Source organism: Caballeronia sp. LZ034LL, assembly GCF_031451215.1.
Taxonomy (GTDB): Bacteria; Pseudomonadota; Gammaproteobacteria; order Burkholderiales; family Burkholderiaceae; genus Caballeronia.
Genome location: NZ_JARUXR010000002.1, coordinates 800,498 through 824,610, shown reverse-complemented (window position 1 = coordinate 824,610; position 24,113 = coordinate 800,498). Strand labels below are relative to the sequence as shown.

Sequence of the window (24,113 nt, the reverse complement as noted above, 5' to 3'; positions counted from 1 at the left end):
TGCGTATGGCGTCTTGACGCCTTATCGTTCGACGGACGGCGCCGGGTTCAGCGCCTCATCCTCGCGCGCGCTGCCGGCAATCCAGCAGGCAATGCCGCAGGCCACCGCGAGCGCGAGTCCTTGCGCCATGCGTTGCGGGTCATCGAAGACGAAGGGCGGCGCGATGCCGGAAATCAGCGCGAAGATGAACATCTGCACGAAGTTCTGCAACGATGCGGCCATGCCGCGCATCGAGGGCAACCACGCTTGCGTCACGGCGGACATCGCGGGCATGGCGAGCGCCATGCCGAATGCATACAGCGCAAGCGGCAGCACCGCCCACGGCAGCGCCGCCACGCACCACGCGTTGTAGACGAGGTTGAGCGCGGCCGCGCAGGCGGTCACGCCCAGGCCCGCGCGCACCGTCACGCGATTGCCATGGCGGCCGGCGAACCGGGCGCTCAACGCCGATCCCGCGATGACCCCCGCAATCAGCGGCACGAACAGCCAGCCGAACGCGGTATCGGGCTGATGCAGGACATGCATGACGAAATTGGCCGCGCAGGAGATATACAGCGCGAAGCCGCCGAACGCACAGCCATTGGCGAGCACGCCGAGAACGAAGCGCCGGTGACGCAGGGCATCGGCGTAATGACGCACGATGAGCTTCAGCCGGAACGCGTGCCTCGACGCAGGCGGCAGGGTTTCCGGAAGCCAGCGCAGACACACGGCCAGCAAGCCGATGGCGAACAGCGCCAGCAGCCCGAAGATCGAACGCCAGCCGAGCAGCGTGTTCAACTGCCCGCCCAGCACTGGCGCGATGGCGGGCGCCAGCGCGAACACCATCATGATATGGGCGAGCGTGCGCTGGATGGCCGGGCCTTCGAGCGTGTCGCGCACGATGGCCTGGCCGATCACCATGCCCGCACCCGCCGACAAGCCCTGCACGCCGCGAAAGGCCAGCAGCGTGCCGAAGTCGGGCGCGAAGGTCGCGCCGACGGACGCCGCCGCGAACAGCGCGAGCGCCGCGAGCAGCACGCGGCGGCGTCCGAAGGAGTCGGACAGCATGCCGTAGAACAGCGTCATCACGGCATAGCAGAACAGGTAGACCGACAAGGTCGTCTGCGCCACTTCGGCGCTCACGCCGAACTGCCGTCCGACGCCGGGCAGCGCGGGCAGATAGCTGTCGGTGGCGAAGGGGCCGAGCATCGACAGCGCGGCAAGCAGCAGCGTGAGCGGACGCATCAGACGGGCTGATTGGTCGATGCCAGCATGATTTCGCGGATGCAAACGTTTTGCGGCATCTCATACGCGAAGCGGATCGCGTCCGCCACTTCCTGCGGTTGCAGGATCACGCCGCCGATCGAATCTTTCCACGCCGCAAAGCCTTCCTTGATGGAATTGTTGGTGGTGATGGTCTGCAACTCGGTATTGCATGCGCCCGGTGCGATCAGCACGACACGCACGTTATGCGGCGACACCTCTTCGCGCAGGTTCTCCGAGAGCGCATGCACGGCGTGCTTGGTTCCCACGTAGGCGACGTGCTGCGGATAGGTCTTGCGCCCCGACGTTGAACTCACGTTGATGATGGTGCCGTGCCGTCGCTCGACCATGCCGGCGAGCACCGCGTGAATGCCGTTGAGCACGCCCTTCACGTTGACGTCGATCATGCGGTCCCATTCTTCGGGCGCCTGCGCGGGCATGTCGCCCAGCAGCATGACGCCGGCATTGTTGATCAGCGCATCGGCGGGGCCGAACTTCGCTTCCGCTTCCCTGACGGCGGCGAGCAGCGCGTCGCGATCGCAGACATCGACCTGGCGGCACAGCGTGTCGGGCAGATCGAGCGCTTCGAGTCTTGGCAGACGGCGCGCGAGCAGCAGCAGCGGATAACCGAGCCGCGCAAACAGGCGCGCCGTGGCCTCGCCGATGCCCGAACTCGCGCCTGTGATGATGACGAGACCTTTCGACATATTTCCTCTTTCGTTGAGCGGACGCGGCGAGCTTACGGCGCGACCGTCGTCGATGCTTGTCTGCGCGCGCCCGGAGGCTTGTCGAAATGCGCGCGAATTTTGACGCGGGAACGGAAGGATTTTTGACGAGGTATTAAACAACTCGTCGAGCGCGCAGGGTCAAGATTTGCCGAAATTGCCTGGATAGCGTTGAACGTACCGAGTTTCGCTGCACGCGGGGCGCAGCGGCAACGGTTCCAACACGAACGAATACGTTCCCCTCTACCCAGGATCACGCTAATGAAAAAATATCTGACGGGCACTGCCATGCTGGTTGCAATGAGTGGCGCGCATGCGCAGAGCTCGGTCACCCTGTACGGTCTTATCGATGCAGGCCTCACGTACATCAGCAACGTGGGCGGCTCGCATCTGTTCGAGTTCCAGGACGGCGCCAACTTCGGCAGCCGCTTCGGCTTGAAGGGCAGCGAGGATCTCGGCGGCGGCCTCAAGGCCATCTTCCAGCTGGAAAACGGCTTTACGCTGGGCACGGGCCAGTTGCGCAACAACGGCGCGCTGTTCGGGCGGCAGGCATTCGTCGGGCTGTCGAGCCCATACGGCACGCTGACGATGGGGAATCAGTACGACTTCATCGCGGACTACATCACCCCGTTCAACATCAACGGCTATGCGAGCGTCTACGCCGGCCACATGGGCGACATCGACCGCATTTCCGCCGTGCAGTTGCCGAATTCGGTGAAGTATCAAAGCCCGGTCTTCGGCGGCTTCAGCTTCGGCGGCATGTGGAGCTTCGGCAACGTCGCGGGCAACTTCGGCCAGGACAGCGCGTATAGCCTGGGCGTCAGCTACAAGAACGGCGGCTTCAGCACGGCGGCCATCTACGAACGCATTCACGACGTCGACATCTATCCTTATGCGCAGTTCGGCGTGTTCAATTTCCTGGGCCAGACGGTCGCCACGCGCAACGCGAACGGCAGCGTCAACGACCTGTTCTATACGACGCCTTTCCTCGTCGAGAAGCAGACGGAGTACGGCATCGGTGCGAGCTATACGCGCGACAAGCTGACGCTCTCGGCGAATTTCACGTCGACGCATCTGTCGAGCAGCACCGGCAGCGCCACCATGAACGTCTACGAAGCGGGCGCGATGTATTTCATCGCACCGGATATCGCCGTGCTCGGCGGCTATCAATACACGACGTGGGATCACACGCACTGGCATCAGCCGACCCTCGGCGCGCAGTACTACCTGAGCAAGCGCACCAGCTTCTACGCGAACGTCTCTTACCTGCATGCGCAGTCGGGCGTCGATGCCAACCAGGGCGCGGGCTTCTACTCGCTGCCGTCCAATTCGAACACGCAGGTGACGACCCGCATCGCCATGATTCACACGTTCTGAGGTTTCGCGGCCGCGCGCGCCGGAAAGGCAGGAAGCCGTGCGCGCGCCGACAAGACAGCGCGGTTTTGCGCTCTTAATCTGACGTCATGCCGTGCCCCGGGCACGGGATGCATAAAAACGGATAACCCCATGACTAATCGAAGAAATTTCATCCAGATGATGGGCGGCGCGCTGGCCGGGCTGGCAACGCCCGGCACGGGCGCGCTGGGCTCGCTCGGCGCACTGGCGGTCAGCGAAGGCGCATTCGCCGCGAACGGTCCGCTGACGATCGCGTTCCCGACCGACGTGCCCTCGTGGGACCCGCTGGTGCGCGTCGCGCCGAATCCGATCTCCATCTACCGCAGCGTGTTTGACGCGGCGCTCGACATCGACGCGAAAGGCAAGCTCGGTCCCGGCGTGGTGAGCGCGTGGCGCTGGAAGGACAATGCGGGCAAGGTGCTGGAGCTGGACTTTCGCAGCGACGTGCTGTTCCACAACGGCGACAAGCTCACGTCCGACGACTTCAAGTTCACGCTGTTCGACCGCTTGCAGGCAGACAAGTCGTTGCAGCTGGGCGGCATCTGGTGGGCGCTGGAAGCGATCGAAACGCCGTCGCCGACGCGCGCCGTCATGCACTTCAAGGCGCCGATGATCACCGCGCCCGCCTTCCTGGGCTACATGGGCAGCTACATCCTGCCGCGCAAGTACTTCGAACAGGTCGGCGCGCAGGGGTTCATCGCGAAGCCGGTGGGCTCGGGTCCGTACAGGCTGACCGCGTATGAACGCGACTCGCGCATGACGCTCACCGCCTTCGACAAGCACTGGCGCGGCACGCCGAAGATTCGCGATGTCGTGTTCCAGGTCGTGAAGGATCCGACCGCGCGCGTCGCCGCCGTGCAGGCATCGCAGGCTGACGTCTCCGGCATGCTGCCGCTGCGCGAAGCCCTGCGCCTCTCGCAGGGCGGCACGCACGACAGCAAGATCACGCCGACCATCGATTCCTATCTGATCCACATGGTCAACGGCGGCCCGACGCAGGACAAGAACGTGCGCCTGGCGATGCATCACGCCATCGACAAGCAGGCGCTGGTGCGCGCGTTCTTCAACAACGTGCCCGCGCCGATGTCCACGCCGGCCGCGCCCGGCACCCCGGCGTTCGATCCCGACTTCAAGTTCGCCTTTGATCCGGCTCAGGCCAGGGCGCTGCTCGCGCAGAGCGGCTATTCGGCGGACAAGCCGGTGCGCGTGAAATTCCTCGCCACCAATGGCGTGTATCCGAGCGACTACGACCTGGCGCGCGCCATCCAGCAGATGTGGAAGAAGGTCGGCATCGAAGCCGAGCTGAGTCCCATCGAGACCGCGCAATTCTTCGCGCAGGCGGTCGCGGGCACGCTGCCCGGGCCGACCTTGTGGCTGTGGCAGAACGGCAGCGGCGACCCGGAACTGTCGGCGGGCTCGTATCTGAATCCGAAGACGGGCTTCTCCGTGTGGCGCAGCGCGGATGTGACGCCCAAGCTCGATCCGCTGCTCGTCGAACTCGACGAAACGAAGCGCATCGCCGGCTACAAGGACTTTCACCGCTGGGCGGTGGGCGAGGGCTACGCCGTGCCGCTGATGCAGGGCATTGCCACGGCGTCGTATCGCAAGGGCGTGCAGTACACGCCGTTCCTGAGCGGCTGGATGCTGCCCGATTACTGGAGCGCATGAGCGCCCGAGCGTCCGTACTCAGACCAGGACATCACGAGAGATGGCAATGATCAACAAGCCGCTGCACCCCAAGTTCGACGATACCTTCTTCGCCAACCTCGACCGCTCGACACTGCATGTCAGCCGCGCCGAGACCTTGCCGCCCGCGTGCTACACGGACGCGGATTTCTTCGAATTCGAGAAGGAAGCGCTCTTCAACCACGAATGGCTGTGCGTGGGCCGCGAGGACTGGATCCGGCAGGCGGGCGACTACTTCACGACCTCGATCGTCGGCGAGCCGCTCGTCATCACGCGCAATGCGAAGCGCGAGATCAAGGCGATGTCCGCCGTATGCCAGCATCGCGCCATGGTCGTGGCCGAAGGATTCGGCAATGCGCGCGCGCTGCTGTGCCCGTATCACCACTGGGCGTATTCGCTCGATGGCGAACTGATCGCCGCGCCCGCGATGGAAGAGACCGAGGGCTTCGACAAGAAGGACTTCTGTCTGCCGACCATGCAGGTGGAATGCTGGCAGGGTTTCATCTTCATCAACTTCGATCATGCCGCGCCGCCGCTCGCGCCGCGTCTCACCGCGCTCGACGCCGTGCTCGAGAACTTCGACCTGAAGAACGCCGAAGGTCCGCGCCCCGAGCAGCCGTTCCATTTCCAGTGGAACTGGAAGGTCATGTTCGAGAACAACAACGACGGCTACCACGCCAACCGGCTGCATCACGGGCCGCTGCACGATTTCGTGCCGAGCGCGCTGGCGCGCTTTCCGGCGGAACTGCCCGAGGATACGGCGGGCTATTACCGCACCAACGGCACGCTGCATGCGGACGCCGCGTTCAATCCGACGCAGAAGGCGTTGTTCCCGGTGTTCCCGAAGCTGACCGACGAGGAACGCAACCGCATGCTGTTCGCCAACCTGCCGCCGACGCTCTCGCTGGTCGTCTCGGTCGACAGCGTGATCTTCATGATCCTGCGCGCGGATTCCGCCGGCACGCATTACCTCGACCAGGGCGTGCTGTATGCGCCGGGCACCATGAAAGACCCGCTCTTCGCCAAGCGCGTGGAGATGAGCATGAGCGCGGTGTCGGACATCATCGCGCAGGATCTGCATGTGGATGAAATGGTGCAGGTGGGACTGCAATCGCGTTATGCGGTGCGCGGGCGTTATTCGTGGCAGGAACGCGCGCAGCAGGAGCTCAATGCGTGGCTCGTGCCGCGCTATCAGGCAACCTGGCAGCGCATGCGCAAGGCCGCCGCAAGCGCGCAGGGCAGGCTGGCCGCCATCGACGTGGTCGTCGCCGGATGACGCCGATGAGTACGCCCATCGAACTGAGCGCGGCGACGCCCGGGCAGCGTCGCATCGCAAGGGTGGCGATGCGCCTGGCACGGCGCCTCGTCATCCTGCTTGCGGTGTCGGTCGTGATCTTCGGCGCGCTGCGGCTGTTGCGCTCGGACCCGGCCGCGATGCTGCTGCCGCCGAACGCGAGCGTCGCGCAGATTGCCGAGGTGCGTCATGCGCTCGGGCTGGACCAGCCGGTCGCCGTGCAGTATCTGCGCTGGCTCGCGGCCATGCTGCATGGCGACTTCGGCCACTCGCTGCAGAACGGGCAGCCGGCCGGTGCGCTGATTGCCAGTGCATTGCCGACCACGCTGCAACTGCTCGCGGGCGGTCTGCTGCTCGGCGTGCTCGCGGGGGTCGCCAGCGCGGTGTATGCGTTCAGCCGGCGCGATACGCTCGCCGAGCGCCTCTGCGAAATGCTCAACGGACTGGCCATGGCCGTGCCCGATTTCCTGTGGGGCATCCTGCTCGTCCTGCTGTTCGGCATTGCGTTGCGCTGGCTGCCGTTCCTCGGTCCCATCGACAACGCCTACACCGTCGTGCGGCATACGGGCTTCCTGTTGCTCGACACGCTGATCGACGGCCAGTTCGCGGCGTTCGGCAATGCGCTGCTGCATCTCGTGCTGCCGTGCGTCGCGCTGGGCATGGGCATCGCGCCGCCGCTGATGCGCATCCTGCGTTCCAGTCTGCTCGATACCTACGCGGAAGACTATATCCACGCTGCGCGTCTGCGCGGCCTCTCCGAAGCGCAGATCATGTGGCAGCACGGCTGGCGCAACGCGGCCCTGCCGACGCTGAACATCCTGGCGATGCAGGTGAGCCTGTTGATCGGCGGCACGCTGCTCGTGGAGAAAGTATTCGGCATGCCGGGCATCGGCACGCTGATGATCAACGCCATCGGCGCGCGCGACCTGCCGGTGATCGAAGCGCTCGCGCTCATCTATGCGGTCGTCGTGCAGTGCGCCAATGCCGCCGCCGATGCCCTCGAAGTCCTGCTCAATCCGCGTCTGAGGCTGGCATGAGTACACCTCTCTCTTCGCGGCGGTTCGCGCGCCAGCCGTCGCCCGGGCGTGCCGCGCTGCTGCGCATCGTGCGGGAGCCGCGCGTGCTGTTCGGCGCCGGCGTGCTGCTGATGCTGGTGATCGTCGCGCTGTTTGCACCCGCCATCGCACCGTTCAAGCCCGACGATCAGGACCTGCTCTCGACCCTGCTGCCGCCTTCGTCCGGACACTGGTTCGGCACGGATTCGCTGGGCCGCGACGTCTTCAGTCTCGCGCTCTACGGCGCGCGCATCGCGGTGCTGGTCGGCTTCATTGCGCCGCTGGGCACGGCGCTGATCGGCGGCATGCTGGCGCTGCTGGCCGGCTGGTGCGGCGGCAAGGCCGACTGGTTCGTGCTGCGCGTGGTCGAAGTGTGGATGTCCTTTCCCGCCGTGGTGCTCGCGCTGGTGCTCGTCGTGGCAATGTCGCCGAGCGTGGCGAACGTGATCGTCGCGCTGATCTTCGTGGACTGGACGCGCTTTTGCCGCGTGCTGCGCGCCGAGGTCGTCGTGATCCGCCGGCGTGACTACGTGGCGGCGGCGCGCATTGCCGGAGCGGGACCGGTTGCGACCATCGTGCGGGACGTCGTGCCCGCGCTCCTGCCCACGCTCATCACGCTGATGAGCCTGGAAGTGGGCATTGCGATCGTCGCGGAATGCAGCCTGTCGTTCGTCGGGCTGACCGCGGACGCGAGCCAGCCGAGCTGGGGCAGCATGATTTCCGACGGCCTCGCCAATGTCTTCACCTCGCCGTGGGGCCTGATCCTGCCGATCGCGTGCATGGTGCTCTCGGTGCTGGCGACGACTTTCCTCGGCGAAGGCTTGCGGCGCGCGACCGATGCGCGTCTTCTCGAACGCTCGGAGCGGCGCGCATGATGGGCTTCTTCAGGACTTCGGCACGTCCCGCGCCGGCCGCCACCGATGCTTCGGGCGACGCGCTGCTCACGCTCGGCGCGCTCAACGTCGAACGGGATGGCGTCGCGTTGCTGCGCGACATCGCGTTGAACGTGCGGCGCGGCCGCACGCTCGGGCTGGTCGGCGAATCGGGCGCGGGCAAGAGCATGCTGGGCCGCGTGCTGGCGCGCAGCCTGCCGCGCGGCTTCGAACTGCGCGCGGACGCGCTGCGTTTCGCGGGCATCGACCTGTTGCATGCGAGCGCCGCGCAGCAACGCGCGCTGCTGGGCCGGCGCATCGCCTACATTCCGCAGGAGCCGATGAGCGCGCTCGACCCGACGCTTTCCATCGGCAAGCAGCTGGCCTTGCATCTGGCGCGGCTCGGCGTCGCGGAGCCGGAGCGCAGGCAGCGTTCCATCGACGCGCTCGCCGAAGTGCTGCTGCCCGATCCCGCCACGCTGCTCGCGCGCTATCCGTTTGAACTGTCGGGCGGGATGTGCCAGCGCGTGTGCGTTGCGATGGCGTTCGCCAGCAATCCGGATCTCGTCATTTCCGACGAAGCGACCACCGCGCTTGATGTCACCACGCAGCGCCATGTCGTCGAACTGATGCGTGCGATGCAGACGCGCCGCGGCACCAGCGTGCTGTTCGTCACGCACGATATCGGCCTCGCGCTGCACGCGTGCGATGACGTCGCTGTCCTGTATGCCGGCGATCTGGTCGAGTTCGGGCCGGTGCGCGACGTGGTGGCGTCGCCGCGTCATCCCTATACGCGTGCGTTGCTGCGGGCGAATCCGGTGTTGAGGGGCGAGCGCGTGCGCGTGACGCCGCTCGACGGCCACATGCCCGGCTTCGAGGAACTGGGCGGTTTGCGCGGGTGCCGCTTCGCTGCGCGCTGTTCCGACTCGACCGCCGCATGCGAGGCTGCGCCGGTCGTGCTGCGTCAGGACGATGAGCGCGCGGTGCGCTGCATTCGCGCCGACGCCTTGCCCGACGCAGCGCCGCGCGCAGCGTTCAGCGCGCCGGTTGCCATGGCGGACGCGCCGTTCCTGGTGCTGCGCGGCGTCGCCAAGCGCTACGGCGCCAGCGGTGTGGCCGCATTGCAGCCGCTCGATTTCACGGTGGCGCCGGGCGAATTCATCGGCGTGGTGGGGGAGAGCGGCAGCGGCAAGAGCACGCTCGGCCGTCTCGTGATGGGGCTCGAAACGCCGAGCCAGGGCGAGATCCTGCTCGACGGCGCACCGCTCGATGCGAGCCGCGACATGTGGCGCAAGCGGATCGACGCCATTCAGATGATCTTCCAGGACGCCCGCGCCGCGCTGAATCCGCGCCGGCGTCTGTCGGGCATCGTCACCCAGCCGATGGAAAGCCGTCCGCACCTGCATGTGGACCGCGCGCGCCGTGCGCTCGATCTGCTGGGCGAAGTGGGGCTCGCACCCGAATACGCGCAGCGCTTTCCGGCGCAACTGTCGGGCGGGCAACGGCAGCGCGTGAATATCGCGCGGGCGTTGTGCGACGTGCCGCGTCTGCTGGTCGCCGATGAAATCGTCTCCGGTCTCGATGTCTCGGTCCAGGCGCAGATCATGGAACTGCTGCTCGCGCTGCGCGAGTCGCACAAGATCGCGCTCATGCTCATTTCGCACGATCTCGCCGTGGTCCGCTACCTGTGTTCGCGCGTGATCGTCATGCAGCGCGGCGTGGTCGTCGAGGCGGGGCCGACCGAAGACGTGCTCGCGCATCCACGGCACCCGTACACCCAGAGCCTGATCGACGCTGCGCCGCACGTCGGGCAGCCCGCCTCTCTTCACACTCCCGCATAGACCATGTCTTCCAGTACCCGACGCATGCCCGTGATGTTCTTTGGCCATGGCAGCCCGATGAACGCCCTCGACGACAATCGCGCCACGCGCGCCTGGGCCGCGATGGGCGCCGCAGCCGGGACACCGCGCGCCATTTTGATGATCTCGGCGCACTGGCTCACGCGCGGCACGGCCGTGACCGCCATGCCGAAGCCGCGCACCATCCACGATTTCGGCGCGTTTCCGCCCGCGCTGTTCGCCCAGCAATACCCCGCGCCCGGCGACCCGGCGCTGGCCGCGCGCGTGGCCGAGCTGCTCGCGCCCTTGCCGGTCACGCTCGACGAGAAATGGGGCCTCGACCATGGCACATGGTCCGTGCTGGTGAAGGCGTTTCCGGACGCGAACGTGCCGGTCGTGCAGCTGGGCATGGACCGTCATGCCGATGCGCGCCAGCACTACGAAATCGGCCGGGCGCTGCGGCCCTTGCGCGACGAAGGCGTGCTGATTGCGGCGAGCGGCAACATCGTTCACAACCTGCCGGCGATGGACTGGTCCACGCCGTCGTCCGGCTACGGCTGGGCGCAGACGTTCCACGATCATATCCAGCGCGCCATTGAAGAAGACCGGCCCGATGACGTCATCGATCATGAAAAGGCGGGCATGCCCTCAGCGCGCTCGGTGCCGACGCCGGATCACTATTGGCCCGTGCTGTACGCGCTCGGCGCCCGTCATGCCGATGACGGCCTGGCGTTCCACACCGACTTCCTCGAATACGGCTCGCTGAGCATGCTGAGCTTCATCCTCGGCGAGCCCGCGCGCGCCGGGCTGAAGGAGGCGGCATGAACATGCACGACGCGCCGCATCTGCAGGCCGACGCGCGCCTGAAACTGCACGTCACGAAGCGCGAGGACATCGCACGGAACATCGTTGCATTCGAACTGGAAGCCGCGGATTATCTGCCGCTGCCGCCGTTCGAAGCGGGCGCGCATCTGGAGATCGACTGCGATGGTCTCGCGCGCCAGTATTCGCTGTGCGGTGATCCCGCCGATCCCATGCGTTATCGCATCGCCGTACAGCACGAAGCCGACGGGCGCGGCGGCTCACGCTTCATGTGCGAGCGCCTGAAGACCGGCGACACCCTCGATGCGCTCGGGCCGCGCAATCATTTCCCGATGCACGCGGCACAGCGTTCGGCGCTGCTGGTATCGGGCGGAATCGGCATCACGCCGATGCTCCCGATGGCATGGACGCTGCATGCGTCGGGCGTGCGCTTCGACCTGCACGACTTCGCTGCGTCCCCTGAGCGCCAGGCGTTCCGCGACGAGCTTGCGCAGGCGCCGTGGCACGGCAATGTCACGCGCCATCTGGGTCTGTGCGACGACTTCGCGCCGATCGTCGGAGGCTTCGAGCCGGGGCGCCATCTCTATGTATGCGGTCCGTTGGCGATGATCGACGCGGTGCTCGATACCGCTCGCGCGCTGGGCTGGCAGGAAGACCATCTGCATTGCGAGCGCTTTTCGGCGCCGGCGCCTACTGTGCCGGACGATGCCCGCCAGGCCGATGCGCCGTTCGACGTCGAACTGTCCTCCACGGGGCAGCGGGTGCACGTCGCCGTGGGGCAAAGCGTCTGCGCGGCGCTCGCCGGCGCCGGCGTACACGTGCCGATGTCCTGCGAACAGGGCGTCTGCGGCTCCTGCATCACGGGCGTGCTGCACGGCACGCCGGATCATCGCGACTGGATTCTGAGCGCCGAACAGCAGGCTTCCGGCACGCTCTTCACGCCATGTTGCTCGCGCGCGAAGACCGCGCTTCTCGTCCTCGATCTCTAACTTCTCACGGGCTTTGCCATGGCATTCATTCCGACCGGAGGCGCCGCGCGCGCCAGCATCGAACCGGGTGCGCTGCACACCTTGCGCGCCTCGCGCGAGAACGTTCACTGGGGCTATTTCGACGCGTCGCTCGCTCCGGCGCTGACGGTGCGCAGCGGCGACCTGATCTACGCGGAGGCGGTCACGCACCACGCCGGCGATGCCCCCGACCTGATGATGGACGATGCGCTGCACGCGCTCTGGCGCGCCATTCCCGAAGACGACCGCAATCCCGGCGTCCACATCATGACGGGACCGATCTACGTCGAAGGCGCGAAGCCCGGCGACATGCTCGAAGTGCGCTATCTGAACATGACGCCGCGCTGCCGCTACGGCTCGAATCTCGCCGCCAACTGGGGCTACCTCTACAAGGAGATGGGCGAGAAGGAACGCGTGACGATCTACGAACTGGACGAGGGCGCGAATCACGCCTCGGCGCTGTATGCCTACGAGTTCAAGGGCAAGTATCTGACGCCAGGCACGATCACCGACTGTCCCGTCTGCGACCGTCAGCCCGCGCTCGACGGCGTGCGCATTCCGGCGCGTCCGCATCTGGGCACGGCGGGCGTGGCGCCGGCCGTCGACGGGCGCGTGAGCACCATTCCGCCGGGCCGTCACGGCGGCAACATCGACAACTGGCGCATCGGTGCGGGTGCGACCATGTATTACCCGGTGCAGGTGGACGGTGCGCTGTTCTCCATCGGCGACCCGCACGTTTCGCAGGGCGACGGCGAGATCAGCGGCACGGCAATCGAGTCGTCATTGAACGTGACGATGCAGATCATCCTGCGCCGCGACTTCACGTTCCCGACGCCGCTGCTCGAAACGGCGGACAGCTGGATCGTGCATGGCTTCGACCCGCAACTCGACCGCGCGTTGCGCCATGCTTCGCTCGATACGATGCTGCTGCTCGAAGAGCACGTCGGCCTGTCGCGCAACGACGCCTATTCGCTGATGAGCGTGGCGGGCGATGTCGGTATCACGCAGGTCGTGGATGCCACGCTCGGCGCGCACGTGCGCCTGCCGCGCGGCATTTTCCCGAAGCTCGGCACGAAGTGAACCGTCTGCGCGAGATCGAATCGTTCGTCAGTGTGGTCGATGCCGGCGGTTTCACGGCGGCGGCGGAAGCGGGTGGCGTCTCGCGCGCGCTGATGTCGCGGACCGTGCAGGAACTGGAGACGCGGCTCGGCGCGCGGCTGCTGCATCGGACCACGCGCAAGATCGCGCTGACGGCGGCAGGCGAGGCCTACTATCGCTCGTGCCGCGAGATTCTCGAACAGCTCGACTCGGCGGAGCGCACGGCGCAGGGAGAACGCGTGCGCGCGTCCGGCGAGTTGCGCATCAGCGCGCCGGTCAGTTTCGGCATTGCGCATCTCGCACCCTTGTGGGCAGGTCTGCTCGCACGTGCGCCGGAGGTGCGGCCGATCATCAGCTTGTCCGACGCGCTCGTCGATATCGTCGCGGAGGGCTTCGATCTGGCGATCCGCATCGCGCGGCCGGCGGAGTCGTCGCTCGTGCACAGACGGCTGGCCAGCACGCCGCTCGTGATGTGCGCCTCGCCTTCGTATCTCGAACGGCACGGCATGCCGCTGACGCCCGCGGATCTGTCGGCGCATCAGTCGGTCGCTTACGGCTACTTCAGTGAACGCCATGAATGGCGGCTGCGCGAGGGCGCGACGGGCCGCGAGCAGATCGGGCGGCCCCGTCCGGTCATGAGCGCCAACAACGGTGAGACCTGTGTGGCTGCCGCGGAAGCGGGCGTCGGCCTGGTGCTTCAACCACTGTTCCTGGTGATGGACAGTCTCGCGCGCGGACGCCTGGTACCCGTGCTCGAAGACTTCACGCCGCCGCCCATCGGCATCTACGCGGTCTATCCGAGCCGCGCGCAATTGCCCGCCAAGACGCGCGTGACGGTGGACTATCTCGCCGAACAATGGCGCGACGCGCGCTGGGCCGCCATGCCTGAACGTTGCGGCTGAACGTCGCGCCTGAACGTCAGGACGGTGCAGCATGCACCAGGCTCGACACGCGCACAGTCGATGGCGGGGCAGAAGCGCGTGGAACAGGGCCTTGTGGCGGCCCCTCGACATGGTGCGGGACTTGCATGCCTCGACGGATATCAATGTAGGGTGGAGCAGGCTATGCCGCTGAGGTCCTGGCACTTTTCGACGCAATCGACATCGACGGAACTGCGCCCGCAAATCTGGCGCGATGCGATGAACGCGGCCTGTCTGCCGCACGACGCCGAGCCGCTGCACGACGCGTTCGAAGGCGACGTGCATGGCGTGGTGTCGCCCACGGGCATCGAGTTCTCGCGCATGCGGGCCACGCCGATGACCATCTCGGGCAGCTTCCGCGACCAGCAGCCGGCGCTATGGATCGCGCTGCTGCTCGAAGGGCGGTCGATGTTTCTCGAATCCGGCGAGCGGATCGAAGTGGCGCGCGGCGACATGCTGTACGGTCCCTGCGGACGCGATTCGACCCTGGAACTTTGCGCGGACTTCGGCCTGTTGTACGTGCGCGTGCCGACCACGCTGCTGCATCCCGGACTGGTCGATCCGCGCCGCCTGACGTGCGGCGTGCTGCCCGGCAACGCGAGCCTGACGCGCGTGCTGGGCGCCATGCTGCGTGCCGTCGGCGACGAACTCGAGGAATTGAACGCGGAGGACATTCACCCGATCGAAGTGGCCTTGTCGGAGTTCATGATCGCGAGTCTCGCAAGACATCATGCAATGCACGCACTCGGCGACCGCAAGCGCTCGGAGCACTTCCTGCGCATTTGCCAGTCGATCGACCAGCAACTGGCCGACGCCGAACTGTCCATCAACGCGGTTGCGGACCAGCAGCGCGTCTCGTCGCGTTATGTGCAGAAGCTGTTCGAGGAAGCGCGGATGAGCTTCACCGGCTATGTGCGGGACCGTCGGCTGGAACGCTGCCGGCAGGAACTGAGCAGCGCGGCGCATCGTAACCTGTCGGTATCGGAGATCTGCTTTCGCTGGGGCTTCAACGATGCCGCCCACTTCAGCCGCACGTTCCGTGCGAAGTTCGCGATGACGCCGCGCGAATGCCGCAAGGCGGGCGGCATGGGCGAGCAGGAATGATGCAATGAAAAAGACCGCTTCGAGAGCGGTCTTCCGTGCTGCAATGGCGTGATGGATCCGCTCAGCGCTTGATCCACGTCGGCGCAATCTGCACGCCGAGTCCCGCGCCGTAACCGAGATAGATGTTCAGGCCGGCGACCGCTTCCAGGTAGCGAGCGTTCTTCAGGCCGCCTGCGTCGATGACATCGAAGCCCATCGATTCCGCCGCGGCCGCGACCTTTTGTTTCGCGCCGGCGTCGTCGCTCGCGACGAACACCGAGGCCGCCTGCGACGGATACGCCGCGCCGCCGTCGAGCACTTGCGCGAAGAGCGTGTTGAACGCCTTCACGACGGACGCGCCGGTGAGCTTCGCGATTTCTTCGGCCGCCGACGTGCTGTGGCCGATGGTCAGGCCCATGTAGTCGTCGGTGAGGGGATTGGTGACGTCGACGAGCACTTTGCCATCGAGCGGACCGAGTTCGGCGAGCGCGGCCGCGGCATTGCCATACGGCACCGCGAGCACGACCAGTTCTGCATCCTTTGCCGCCGCTGCCAGCGATGCGCTCGTTGCGCCGGATTGCTGCGCGACTTTCTCTGCGCCTTCCAGCTTGCGGCCCGTGACCTGCACGTCGTGACCGGCTGCCTCGAGCTGCTTCACCATGGCCGCGCCGACGTTGCCGTATCCGACTACCGTGATCTTCATTGTCTTTCCCAGGTTGAGTTGAGTGATGAAGATCGTACGGAAAGCGGGGGCTGCGATAAATATCGAAAGCGTTGACAAAGTGTCGACCGGATCGGTGCTTCATTGCGTCAGCTCATGCGCCGAGGATTTTTGAAACGATTTTTGGCGCGGAATAATGACTTCTTTTGCATGTGCAACTGAAGCCGAGGAATCCATGTCCCGCCGTCTGCCCAGCATGAACGCCTTGCGCGCCTTCGAAGCGGCGGCGCGGCATCTCAACTTCAGCCGCGCGGCGGAAGAGCTTTTCGTGACGCAGGGCGCCATCAGCCGGCAGATCAAGCTGCTCGAAGAGTCCTTCGGCGTGCCCTTGTTCAGGCGGCTGACGCGGACCATCGAACTGACCGAGCACGGGCGCGATTACCTGCCCGTGGTGCGCGACGCGTTCGACCGCATCGAGCAGGCCACACTGCGGCTCGTGAACCGCGACCGTCATCGCATCCTCAACGTCAACGTGCTTCCGACGTTCGCGATGCGCTGGCTCATTCCGCGCCTGCCGCACTTCGCAACCGAGCATCCGGATATCGAGGTGAGGCTCATCACGTCCATACGGCCTGTCAATTTCTGGCGCGAGGATCTGGATGTCGCCATTCGCGTCGGCGTCATTCCCGACAGCGATCCGGATCCCGATGCCGAGACGCGTCCGCGCATCAGCCTGCAAATGGCGGATGACTGGAGCAATGTGCGGGCGTATCGCCTGATGCCGGATGTGCTGGTGCCGGTGTGCAGCCCCGAGCTGATGGAAGGCATGCCGCAAGTGCAGGAAGCGCGCGAACTGCTGCAATTGCCGCTGCTGCACATGGCGACGCGCGTGCACGCCTGGCCCGACTGGTTCCGCGCGAGCGGCGTCGAATACGATATCGCCGCGCACAACCAGGCTTACGGGCACTTCTTCATGGTGCTGGATGCGGCGCTGGCGGGGCGCGGCGTGGCGCTCGTGCCGCGCATGCTGGCGGCGCCGGATATCCAGGCAGGCCGTCTTGTCGTGCCGCTGGCGCTGGAGCATGAAAGCGCGGGCGCGTATCACATCCTGTGCCGAGACCACCAGGCCGATTCCGCGACAGTGCGTGCGTTTCGCGACTGGCTGTTCGCGCAGCGCGACGAAGAGCGGGCGCTGAAGGAGACCGACTTGAGCGAAGCCGGTCTCTAGGATCTACATCAGATGAGGAACGGCGCGAGCCTGGCGTCGATGCTGCGGATCGTATCCACGGTCCAGTCGCGGTTCACGTAGAGCTGGATGGGCAGGCCATCCGGATCGTGCACGAACACCACGCGGCGCGCGGCGTGCTCGTGCGCGGCGATCAGTTTGCCGCCCGAACGCTCGATGCCTTCGATCGCCGCGTCCAGATCCGCTTCGGAGCTGACTTCCACGCCGATGTGATGCATCGGCATGTGCGATTCGACATCGTTCCGATACAGCGCGATGTCGCCCATGCTATGCGTGCCCGCAAGCAGCGCGAAGGGTTGATCGCGTCCGCCGGCAAGCGCGTTCAGCCCGACGATGTTCGTATAGAAATCGAACATGGCCCCGAAGTCCTGCGCGATCAACGCAACGTGCGACACGCGGCGGCCATGGACGAGCGCGGCGTCGATCACGCGAATCTCGGGATCGACGGGGAAGAGTTGTTCGGCAACCGGTACATTGGTTTCGCCCGGCACCCACTTCGGCTTTTTCTTGCTGAACGAGCCCTTGCGTGCCGAACGCCAGTCCTCCACGACGTCCGCATAGATCTCGACTTCGTTGCCGTCCGGGTCTTTCTGATAGAGCGAGTGCGCGACGTCGTGGTCTTCCGTCGAGCGATACAGCACGCCCGCGGCCACCGCCGCGCGATAACCTTGCACGAGCGCCGCTTCGCTCTCCACTTCGAAGGCAACGTGATTCAGTCCCGGCTGCTGCCCCGGCTTCGCGTAGCGGCTGCCGATATCGACCAGCGCAAAGTCGTGATAGGTGTTGCCGTTGCTGATGAAACTCGCCTTGTTGTCCGGCTGGTTGTAGACCTCTTCGAAACCGAAGATATCGCGGTAATAGTCGCTGGCGCGCTGGTAGTCGCCCACGAACACGTTGGCATGGGCGAGCCGGCGCGGGGCAAAGAAGCGTGAAGTCATGGTCAGGTCCTTTATATTGAGTGCATCAGGTGCCCACGCGCAGCGGCGCGCGCATCTTTTCGAGCAGCGCGATGACGCTCAACGCGGTGATGAGTCCCGTCTTCGGATTCGAGCTCGGAATGTTTTCGATCGTCATCGTAAAGCGCGCCGAGTCCGAGTCAATTTCGATAGTGTGCGTATTGCGCGTCAGTGCGGGGTCGGCCCAGATTTCCAGTTGCGTGTCGTCCGGACCGATGCCCGCGAGCGACAGCGCCACGGACACGTTCAGATTCGCGGGGAAGCCTTTGGCCGCGTCACGCGGCGTGCCCGAGAAGATACGCATGGGCGACTTGATATCGTCGATGCGGATGTTGTTCTCTTCGAGGAACGGCGCGCCGAGCAGACCGGTCACCGGCTTGCGCGTGACCATGCGCGCCGAGTGGATCTTGCCTTTCGCCGCAGCGGTCACGGCGTCGAGGCCGAGCAGGGCGCCAGTCGGCACGCTGATCTGGCCGCCGTTCTCGCGGGCAAGGTCGACGAGTTCCATGTGATCGAGCAAGGCGCCGACGCTCAGCGGCACCACGGTCTTGCCCGCGCGCAGCATGGGTTCGGCGATCTTCGGCAACAGCTGCGAAGGCGCGCATTCGATGACGACATCGGCGTAGAGCGGCATCTCGTCGAACGAGACGATGCGCGGCGTATGGCTCAGTCCCGCGAGCCAGGCGCTGGCGGTCGATGCATCGCGTACGCTGACGGCAGCGAGTTCGAGACCGTCGATGCCGGCGTCGATCGCCTTGGCAATCGACTTGCCCACCGTGCCGAGGCCGGCAATCCCGACACGCAGCGCTTGCTTGTCCTGCTTTTGATTCATGCTATGTCTCTCCAGGGTATGGACGCATCTTAGGGGCGCCAAAACCCCGCAACAAACGAGATTTTCTGCGCGCACGGATGAGGTCTCGTCATGCGTCGCCATGATCGGATCTCATCGAAGGGCGCAACAAAAGTCGTTTGCCGGGCGCGTTTTTGGCTCGCGATAATGGGTCTTTACCGCTGCAGAAGGATCTGCCGATGCCGTATCTCGATCGTGGCGCGAGCCGCCTCTATTACGAAACCCATGGCGAGGGCGCACCGCTCGTGCTGCTGCATGGCGTGGGCGGCAATCATGCAAGCTGGTTTCATCAGGTGGTCGCGTGGCGCGACAAGGGACAGGTCATCACGTTCGACGCGCGTGGCTTCGGCAATTCGAGCGACGTGGAAGGGCTCGGACGCGCGGCCTTCGCCGACGATCTGGAAGCGTTGCTGGATCATCTGCAACTCCCGCGTGTTGCGCTGATTGCCCAGTCGATGGGCGGCGGTGCGGCCGTGCCTTTCACCGTCCGCCATCCCGAACGCGTGCGCGCGCTGGTGCTCGCCGACACGCTCGTCGGCCTGACGCTGCCCGATGAACTCGCCGCGCGCATGCAGGCCATTGCTGCACGCACCGCGAATCTGTCGCAACTCGAACGCGTGCTCGGGCCTACGTTCATGCGGGCGCAGCCTGCGCAATCGTATCTCTACACGGCGCTCGCGAGCTTCAACGACACCAATGTACGCACCCTGCGCGGCGTCCAGCCGATGACCTCGCTCGCCGAACTCGATGCGTGCAAGGTGCCGGTGTTGTTCGTGGCGGGCAGCGAGGAAGTCCTGTTTCCCCCGCGGGAAATCGAAGCGGCGCAGCGCACGATGACGCACGCCGATTTTCTGGAAATCGATGCCGCCGGTCATTCCGCGTATTTCGAAGCCCCGCACGTGTTCAACGAGCAGGTCTTCGCATGGCTGCAAGCGCAGCCGTGATCGCGTCAGTAGCCGCGTGACGGATCGACACGACCCGACACGTCACGTCCCGCTTCGAGCGCGATGATTTTGCCCGCGACCTGCCGGGCGGAATCGTCGATCAGGGTCGCGGCGGAAATGTGCGGCGTGACCATCACGCGCGGATGCCGCCAGAACGGATGCGCCGCATCGAGCGGCTCGTGTGCGAATACGTCGAGCATCGCGAAGGCGAGCCTGCCCGCGTCGAGGGCTTCGAGCAGATCGTCTTCGTTCACATGGACGCCGCGTGCGAGATTGATGACGCAGGCGTGATCCGCGAGACGCGCCAGCGTCCGGCGATTGATGATGCCCTGCGTATCGGCCGTGGCGGGCAGCAGATTGATGAGCACGTGAAGGCCATCGATAAAGGCATCGATTCCATCACTTGAGGCAAACGTTTCGACCGCATCGATGGTTTTATTCGAGCGGCTATAGCCGCGCACGATGAACCCGTCCGACGCCAGCGTGCGCGCCACGTGCTCGCCCAGGCTTCCGAGTCCCAGTACGCCGACACGCATGTCCCGCCGATGCATCGCCTCCAGCGGCCGCCATTCGCCCCGCGCCGCCTGCTGCCGGTACGCCTCGAAGCGCCGCATGTGATGCAGCACGCCATAACGCGCGTAATCCGCCATTTGCTGCGCCATGCCGGCATCTTCGAGGCGATAGATCGGCGCATCGACAGGCGATCCGTCGAGCATGGCAAGCAGCGCATCCACGCCCGCGCCCAGATTGAAGACGCCTTTGAGACCGGCACGCGGCCGCAATGCCTCTGCGCTGCACTTCCAGACGAGCGCGTAGTCAGCAGGGCCGGCATCGCCGTCGGTCCATTCGCGCACGTTCGCATCGGGCAGAACGCTCCGTATCGCCTGCATCCAGCGCGCAGCCTGCGGCGTGCCGATTGCCACCAGGATATCCATGAATGAGCCCTGTTCGTCGATGAAAACCTCGCACGATAGAGCCTGCTGATACGGATATCAAACGAATAAATTTGCCGCCGCGCATGAGTTGAGGTCATGCCTCGACGCATGACCTCAACTCATCGAATGCTCGCGAAAATCTCGTTTGTTGTCATTTTTTCGCCTTCCTATGATGGCCTCGACTTAACCCACATGCCCATCGAAAGCGCATTCACAAGGAACGAAAACATGAACCGTCTCGCACTGCCGCTGTTCGCTTCACTGCTGGCCACCGCTTCGTCGCAGGCGTTTGCGCAGAGCACCGTCACCTTGTACGGCGTGGCCGATGAAGGCATCACCTATGGCAACAACGTCGGCGGCGGCGCGCAATGGGCGGCGGCGAGCGGCACCATGTCGGGCAGCCGCTTCGGCCTGCGCGGCGAGGAAGACCTGGGCAGCGGCCTGAAGGCGGTGTTCAACCTCGAGAACGGCTACGATCTCTCCACCGGCAAGCTCGGACAGGGCGGTCGCATGTTCGGCCGCAAGGCCTATGTCGGTCTGACGGATGCGCGCCTCGGGTCCATCACGCTCGGACGTCAATACGATCCGACCGTGGACCTCGTGCAGGGCATCACCGGCGACGGCGTGTTCGGCGCGTTCTTCACCACGCCGGGCGACGCCGACAACAACGACAACAGCATTCGCGTCAACAACTCGGTCAAGTACACGAGCCCGACGCTTGCGGGCTTCACGTTCGAAGCCATGTACGGCTTGGGCGGCACGGCGGGCAGCATCTCCAGCGGCAATTCGATCGGCGCCGCGCTTGCCTGGAGCAACGGCGGCCTGAATATCGCGGGCGGTTACCTGTACACGAAGAATGACACGCTCGCGAATGCATCGTCGGGCGGCTTCATCAACGACGGCAGCCTCGTCACCGCGGGCTACGGAGTTGCGCCCGGTTCGTTCCAGACGGCGCATGCGGCCATTTCGTACGCGTTCAACAAGTTCACGGTCGGCGCGCGCTATTCGAACTCGCAATACAAGACCTACACGCAGACCGCCGTCTTCAACGACACCGAGAAATTCAACGTGGTCAGCGGCTATGTGGCCTACCAGTTCACGCCGGCGCTGATGGCCGCCGTCAACTACGGCTACACGAAGGCCAGCGGCGCGCAGTCCGCGAACTACAACCAGGTATCGGCTGGCGTCGATTACTTCCTCTCGAAGCGCACCGACGTCTATGCAATTGCCGGCTACACCAAGGCAAACGGCTCCACGCTGTCCGCCGACGGCACGTCGGTGGTTGCCGCCACCGCGAACGTGGGTGACTACAACAATGCATCGTCGAACGGCAAGCAGATGCTGGGCGTAGTCGGCATCCGCCACAAGTTCTGATTTTTGATCACGGGTAAGCCGAAATTTGGCTTGGTCTAATTGGACTTTGAAGGCTTCAGAATCAGCATGCAGCTTGTCCTCGAAAATCTGAACGACAGCGCCGGTCTGCTCGGCGCGCGGCGCGTGTTTCGTGTGCCGCGCACATTGCCGGCGAACCTGCGGACGCTGGATGCCGCGCGCTGGCAGTTGCATCCGGCGCTGTACGACGCCGATACGTTGCTCTCGTTGCGCGATGCCCGTCTCGACGAGAACGACCGCGACATTGCGCTGGTGGGCGGGGTGGCGCGGCTGAATGCGAGCATCGGCTGGCAGCGCATGGCGGATCGCGAAGATGCGGCGGCGCTGCTGCGCATGGCGAAGGACAGCGTGATGCCGCGCGTGCGTCTGCTGCTGTCGGTCATGCCGGATCACGATACCGCGGGCTTTGCCGCATGGTTCGCGGACTTCGCACTGCATGCGCCGACGGAAGACGGCACGCTGTTGCGCGCCTGCAAGCTGTATGGACGCGAGCCGCACTTCCAGCGCAATCTCGACGCCGTGTGGGATGCGGGCTGGCTGCCGGTCGTCTTTACCGCCGACCCTCGTGCGGTGCTGGCGCAGGCCGTGGAGCGGCAGTCCGCGGTCGTGTTCCGTCACGCCGCCAGCACAGCCGATCTCGACGCCATGCACGCCGATGCCGCGCTCGACGTGTCCCGCTGGGTCGCGAGTTCGCCGCAGTATCTGCTGCCGGTGGACGCTTCGCGGCGCGCGTCGCTGATCGTGCGTCCGCCGGTTTCCGAAGACACCACGCGCAATTCGCTGCTTGCCCGCTTCGACGAGATCGATCTGATCGCCACCGATCACGTCGCGCACGGCTCGACCACGGGTCCGGGACTGCAATCGCAACATCACTTCCTGCCCGCGCTGCTGACGCTGGCCGAGTCGCTGGGCGTTCCCGCTCATGCGGTGCTCGGCCGTGCATCGAGCCGTCCGGCAATGCTCTTCGGCCAGGACCCGACCGACTGGGCCGTCGCCCTCGTCTCAACCGATTCACCGCACGGCGGCGTCATGCGCGGCATCGATGCCGAACGCGATCCGTTCAGTGCCGCGTCTTTCAAGCCGCGTGTCATGGCGATCGTCCACGGCGATACGTTGTGGCCGACACGTCACCTCATCGACTCATTCAATCCGGAGTAAGCATGTTTCGTCCCGTATTCATGACTGTGGCATCCCTGGCGTCCGCGTGCTTCGCGCTTTCTTCCGCGCCGGCCCATGCGGCCAGCCTGCCGACCTATGAAGCATTCGGCAAGAGCGCCGAATGCGTTGCGCTGCGCAAGCAGTATCCGACGCTCGTCGGCCAGCATCTGAAGGTTGGTCTGGGCGGCTACACGGCCGGCTTCGAAGCGCCCGCGAAGGATGATCCGTCGAAGATCGAAGGACTCGACCCCGATCTGATCGCGTATATGGGCGCGTGCCTCGGCTACACGCACGAATTCCAGAACGTGGCCTTCAACGTGCTGCTGACGGGCATCACCGGCAAGCGCTTCGACATGGGCCCGAATCTCTATGTCACCGAGGTCCGCCGCAAGCAGGTTGCGTTCGTGTCGTCGTTCGCGGTGATCGACGGATCGGTCATCAAGAAGGGCAATCCGAAGAAGCTGACATCCCTCGACACCTTGTGCGGCGCGACCGTCGCGGCCGCGGCAGGCACGTATGAAGCGGTAACGCTCGTGCCGCAGGCCACCGAAAAGTGCAAGGCCGCGAACAAGCCGGACGTGAACCTGCTGCTTCTGCAAGCGACCGACGCGAGCGTGCAGGCCGTGGTGAGCGGCCGCGCGGACATCTATCTCACGGCGCATTCGGATGCGAAGGCGCTGGCGGCATCGGTGCCGGGGCTGGAAAGCGGCTTCACCGTCGACCTGCCGATTCTCAATGGCTTCCCGATCGCCAAGGAGAACACGACGCTGCGCGGCGCCGTGCTGGCCTCGATGAAGGTGATCCAGGACAAGGGCATCGAGAAGTCGCTGCTCGACAAGTGGGGACAAGATGCAGCGTCCCAGCGCACGGCCGCCGACGCGGAGTAATGGCGCAGCGGATGCCTTCGCGGTCCGGAAGGCGTCCGCACCGCTGG

Annotated in this window: 22 protein-coding genes; 16 read left to right on the top strand and 6 right to left on the bottom strand. The window is 65.4% G+C overall.

Annotated elements, in window-relative coordinates:
* Positions 1 to 21: 21 nt before the first annotated feature.
* Positions 22 to 1,224 carry a multidrug effflux MFS transporter gene (locus tag QCE83_RS18195; RefSeq protein ID WP_309813747.1) on the bottom strand — a complete coding sequence of 401 codons (1,203 nt, stop codon included), beginning with the start codon at positions 1,222 to 1,224 and terminating at the stop codon, positions 22 to 24.
* Complete coding sequence (locus QCE83_RS18190) at positions 1,224 to 1,949, bottom strand: SDR family oxidoreductase (RefSeq protein ID WP_309813743.1); 726 nt, start codon at positions 1,947 to 1,949, stop codon at positions 1,224 to 1,226. The genes QCE83_RS18195 and QCE83_RS18190 overlap by 1 nt, the downstream gene beginning before the upstream one ends.
* Positions 1,950 to 2,228: 279 nt before the next feature.
* On the opposite strand from QCE83_RS18190, the gene QCE83_RS18185 reads away from it, so the two are divergent.
* From QCE83_RS18185 to QCE83_RS18135, 11 genes are all read left to right on the top strand, one after another.
* Positions 2,229 to 3,344: a porin gene (locus QCE83_RS18185; protein WP_309813740.1), complete on the top strand. Its 1,116-nt coding sequence runs from the start codon at positions 2,229 to 2,231 to the stop codon at positions 3,342 to 3,344.
* Positions 3,345 to 3,473: 129 nt separating this feature from the next.
* Positions 3,474 to 5,030: an ABC transporter substrate-binding protein gene (locus tag QCE83_RS18180; protein WP_309813738.1), complete on the top strand. Its 1,557-nt coding sequence runs from the start codon at positions 3,474 to 3,476 to the stop codon at positions 5,028 to 5,030.
* Positions 5,031 to 5,076: 46 nt separating this feature from the next.
* On the top strand, positions 5,077 to 6,324 hold the full coding sequence (locus QCE83_RS18175) for an SRPBCC family protein (protein WP_309813736.1): 1,248 nt from the start codon (positions 5,077 to 5,079) through the stop codon (positions 6,322 to 6,324).
* A 5-nt stretch (positions 6,325 to 6,329) separates the two neighbouring features.
* Entirely contained in the window at positions 6,330 to 7,379 is a 1,050-nt protein-coding gene (locus QCE83_RS18170; RefSeq protein WP_309813734.1) for an ABC transporter permease, read from the top strand.
* Positions 7,376 to 8,272 (top strand): ABC transporter permease, encoded by an 897-nt coding sequence (locus tag QCE83_RS18165; protein WP_309813731.1) that lies wholly within the window; start codon positions 7,376 to 7,378, stop codon positions 8,270 to 8,272. The genes QCE83_RS18170 and QCE83_RS18165 overlap by 4 nt, the downstream gene beginning before the upstream one ends.
* Positions 8,269 to 10,110 carry an ABC transporter ATP-binding protein gene (locus QCE83_RS18160; RefSeq protein ID WP_309813728.1) on the top strand — a complete coding sequence of 614 codons (1,842 nt, stop codon included), beginning with the start codon at positions 8,269 to 8,271 and terminating at the stop codon, positions 10,108 to 10,110. The genes QCE83_RS18165 and QCE83_RS18160 overlap by 4 nt, the downstream gene beginning before the upstream one ends.
* Before the next feature lie 3 nt (positions 10,111 to 10,113).
* Positions 10,114 to 10,932 carry a 4,5-DOPA dioxygenase extradiol gene (gene ygiD, locus QCE83_RS18155; RefSeq protein WP_309813725.1) on the top strand — a complete coding sequence of 273 codons (819 nt, stop codon included), beginning with the start codon at positions 10,114 to 10,116 and terminating at the stop codon, positions 10,930 to 10,932.
* On the top strand, positions 10,929 to 11,918 hold the full coding sequence (locus QCE83_RS18150; RefSeq protein ID WP_309813722.1) for a PDR/VanB family oxidoreductase: 990 nt from the start codon (positions 10,929 to 10,931) through the stop codon (positions 11,916 to 11,918). The genes ygiD and QCE83_RS18150 overlap by 4 nt, the downstream gene beginning before the upstream one ends.
* An 18-nt stretch (positions 11,919 to 11,936) precedes the next feature.
* The gene (locus QCE83_RS18145; protein WP_309813720.1) at positions 11,937 to 13,016 is read left to right on the top strand and encodes an acetamidase/formamidase family protein; all 1,080 of its coding nucleotides are present in this window, start codon (positions 11,937 to 11,939) and stop codon (positions 13,014 to 13,016) included.
* A complete protein-coding gene (locus QCE83_RS18140) occupies positions 13,013 to 13,936 on the top strand; it encodes a LysR family transcriptional regulator (RefSeq protein ID WP_309813718.1) in 924 nt (307 codons plus the stop codon). Before QCE83_RS18145 ends, QCE83_RS18140 begins: the two co-directional genes overlap by 4 nt.
* A 162-nt stretch (positions 13,937 to 14,098) precedes the next feature.
* On the top strand, positions 14,099 to 15,058 hold the full coding sequence (locus QCE83_RS18135; RefSeq protein ID WP_309813715.1) for a helix-turn-helix domain-containing protein: 960 nt from the start codon (positions 14,099 to 14,101) through the stop codon (positions 15,056 to 15,058).
* Positions 15,059 to 15,119: 61 nt separating this feature from the next.
* Here the strand turns inward: QCE83_RS18135 and QCE83_RS18130 are convergent, their stop codons facing one another.
* Entirely contained in the window at positions 15,120 to 15,740 is a 621-nt protein-coding gene (locus QCE83_RS18130; protein ID WP_309813713.1) for an NAD(P)-binding domain-containing protein, read from the bottom strand.
* A gap of 193 nt (positions 15,741 to 15,933) precedes the next feature.
* Here QCE83_RS18130 and QCE83_RS18125 point away from each other — a divergent pair, with 193 nt between their 5' ends.
* Positions 15,934 to 16,926 carry a LysR substrate-binding domain-containing protein gene (locus QCE83_RS18125; protein ID WP_309813711.1) on the top strand — a complete coding sequence of 331 codons (993 nt, stop codon included), beginning with the start codon at positions 15,934 to 15,936 and terminating at the stop codon, positions 16,924 to 16,926.
* An 8-nt stretch (positions 16,927 to 16,934) separates the two neighbouring features.
* Here the strand turns inward: QCE83_RS18125 and QCE83_RS18120 are convergent, their stop codons facing one another.
* Complete coding sequence (locus QCE83_RS18120) at positions 16,935 to 17,882, bottom strand: VOC family protein (RefSeq protein ID WP_309813708.1); 948 nt, start codon at positions 17,880 to 17,882, stop codon at positions 16,935 to 16,937.
* Between the two features lie 25 nt (positions 17,883 to 17,907).
* Positions 17,908 to 18,732: an aspartate dehydrogenase gene (locus tag QCE83_RS18115; RefSeq protein ID WP_309813706.1), complete on the bottom strand. Its 825-nt coding sequence runs from the start codon at positions 18,730 to 18,732 to the stop codon at positions 17,908 to 17,910.
* Between the two features lie 197 nt (positions 18,733 to 18,929).
* On the opposite strand from QCE83_RS18115, the gene QCE83_RS18110 reads away from it, so the two are divergent.
* Positions 18,930 to 19,694, top strand: coding sequence for an alpha/beta hydrolase (locus QCE83_RS18110; protein WP_309813704.1), 765 nt, complete (start codon positions 18,930 to 18,932; stop codon positions 19,692 to 19,694).
* Positions 19,695 to 19,699: 5 nt separating this feature from the next.
* On the opposite strand, the gene QCE83_RS18105 is transcribed toward QCE83_RS18110, so the two are convergent.
* Complete coding sequence (locus tag QCE83_RS18105) at positions 19,700 to 20,629, bottom strand: glyoxylate/hydroxypyruvate reductase A (protein WP_309813700.1); 930 nt, start codon at positions 20,627 to 20,629, stop codon at positions 19,700 to 19,702.
* Positions 20,630 to 20,857: 228 nt separating this feature from the next.
* Here QCE83_RS18105 and QCE83_RS18100 point away from each other — a divergent pair, with 228 nt between their 5' ends.
* From QCE83_RS18100 to QCE83_RS18090, 3 genes are all read left to right on the top strand, one after another.
* The gene (locus QCE83_RS18100; protein WP_309813698.1) at positions 20,858 to 22,003 is read left to right on the top strand and encodes a porin; all 1,146 of its coding nucleotides are present in this window, start codon (positions 20,858 to 20,860) and stop codon (positions 22,001 to 22,003) included.
* Between the two features lie 66 nt (positions 22,004 to 22,069).
* On the top strand, positions 22,070 to 23,179 hold the full coding sequence (locus QCE83_RS18095; protein ID WP_309813695.1) for a hypothetical protein: 1,110 nt from the start codon (positions 22,070 to 22,072) through the stop codon (positions 23,177 to 23,179).
* Positions 23,180 to 23,181: 2 nt separating this feature from the next.
* Entirely contained in the window at positions 23,182 to 24,066 is an 885-nt protein-coding gene (locus QCE83_RS18090; protein WP_309813692.1) for a transporter substrate-binding domain-containing protein, read from the top strand.
* Positions 24,067 to 24,113 lie beyond the last annotated feature (47 nt).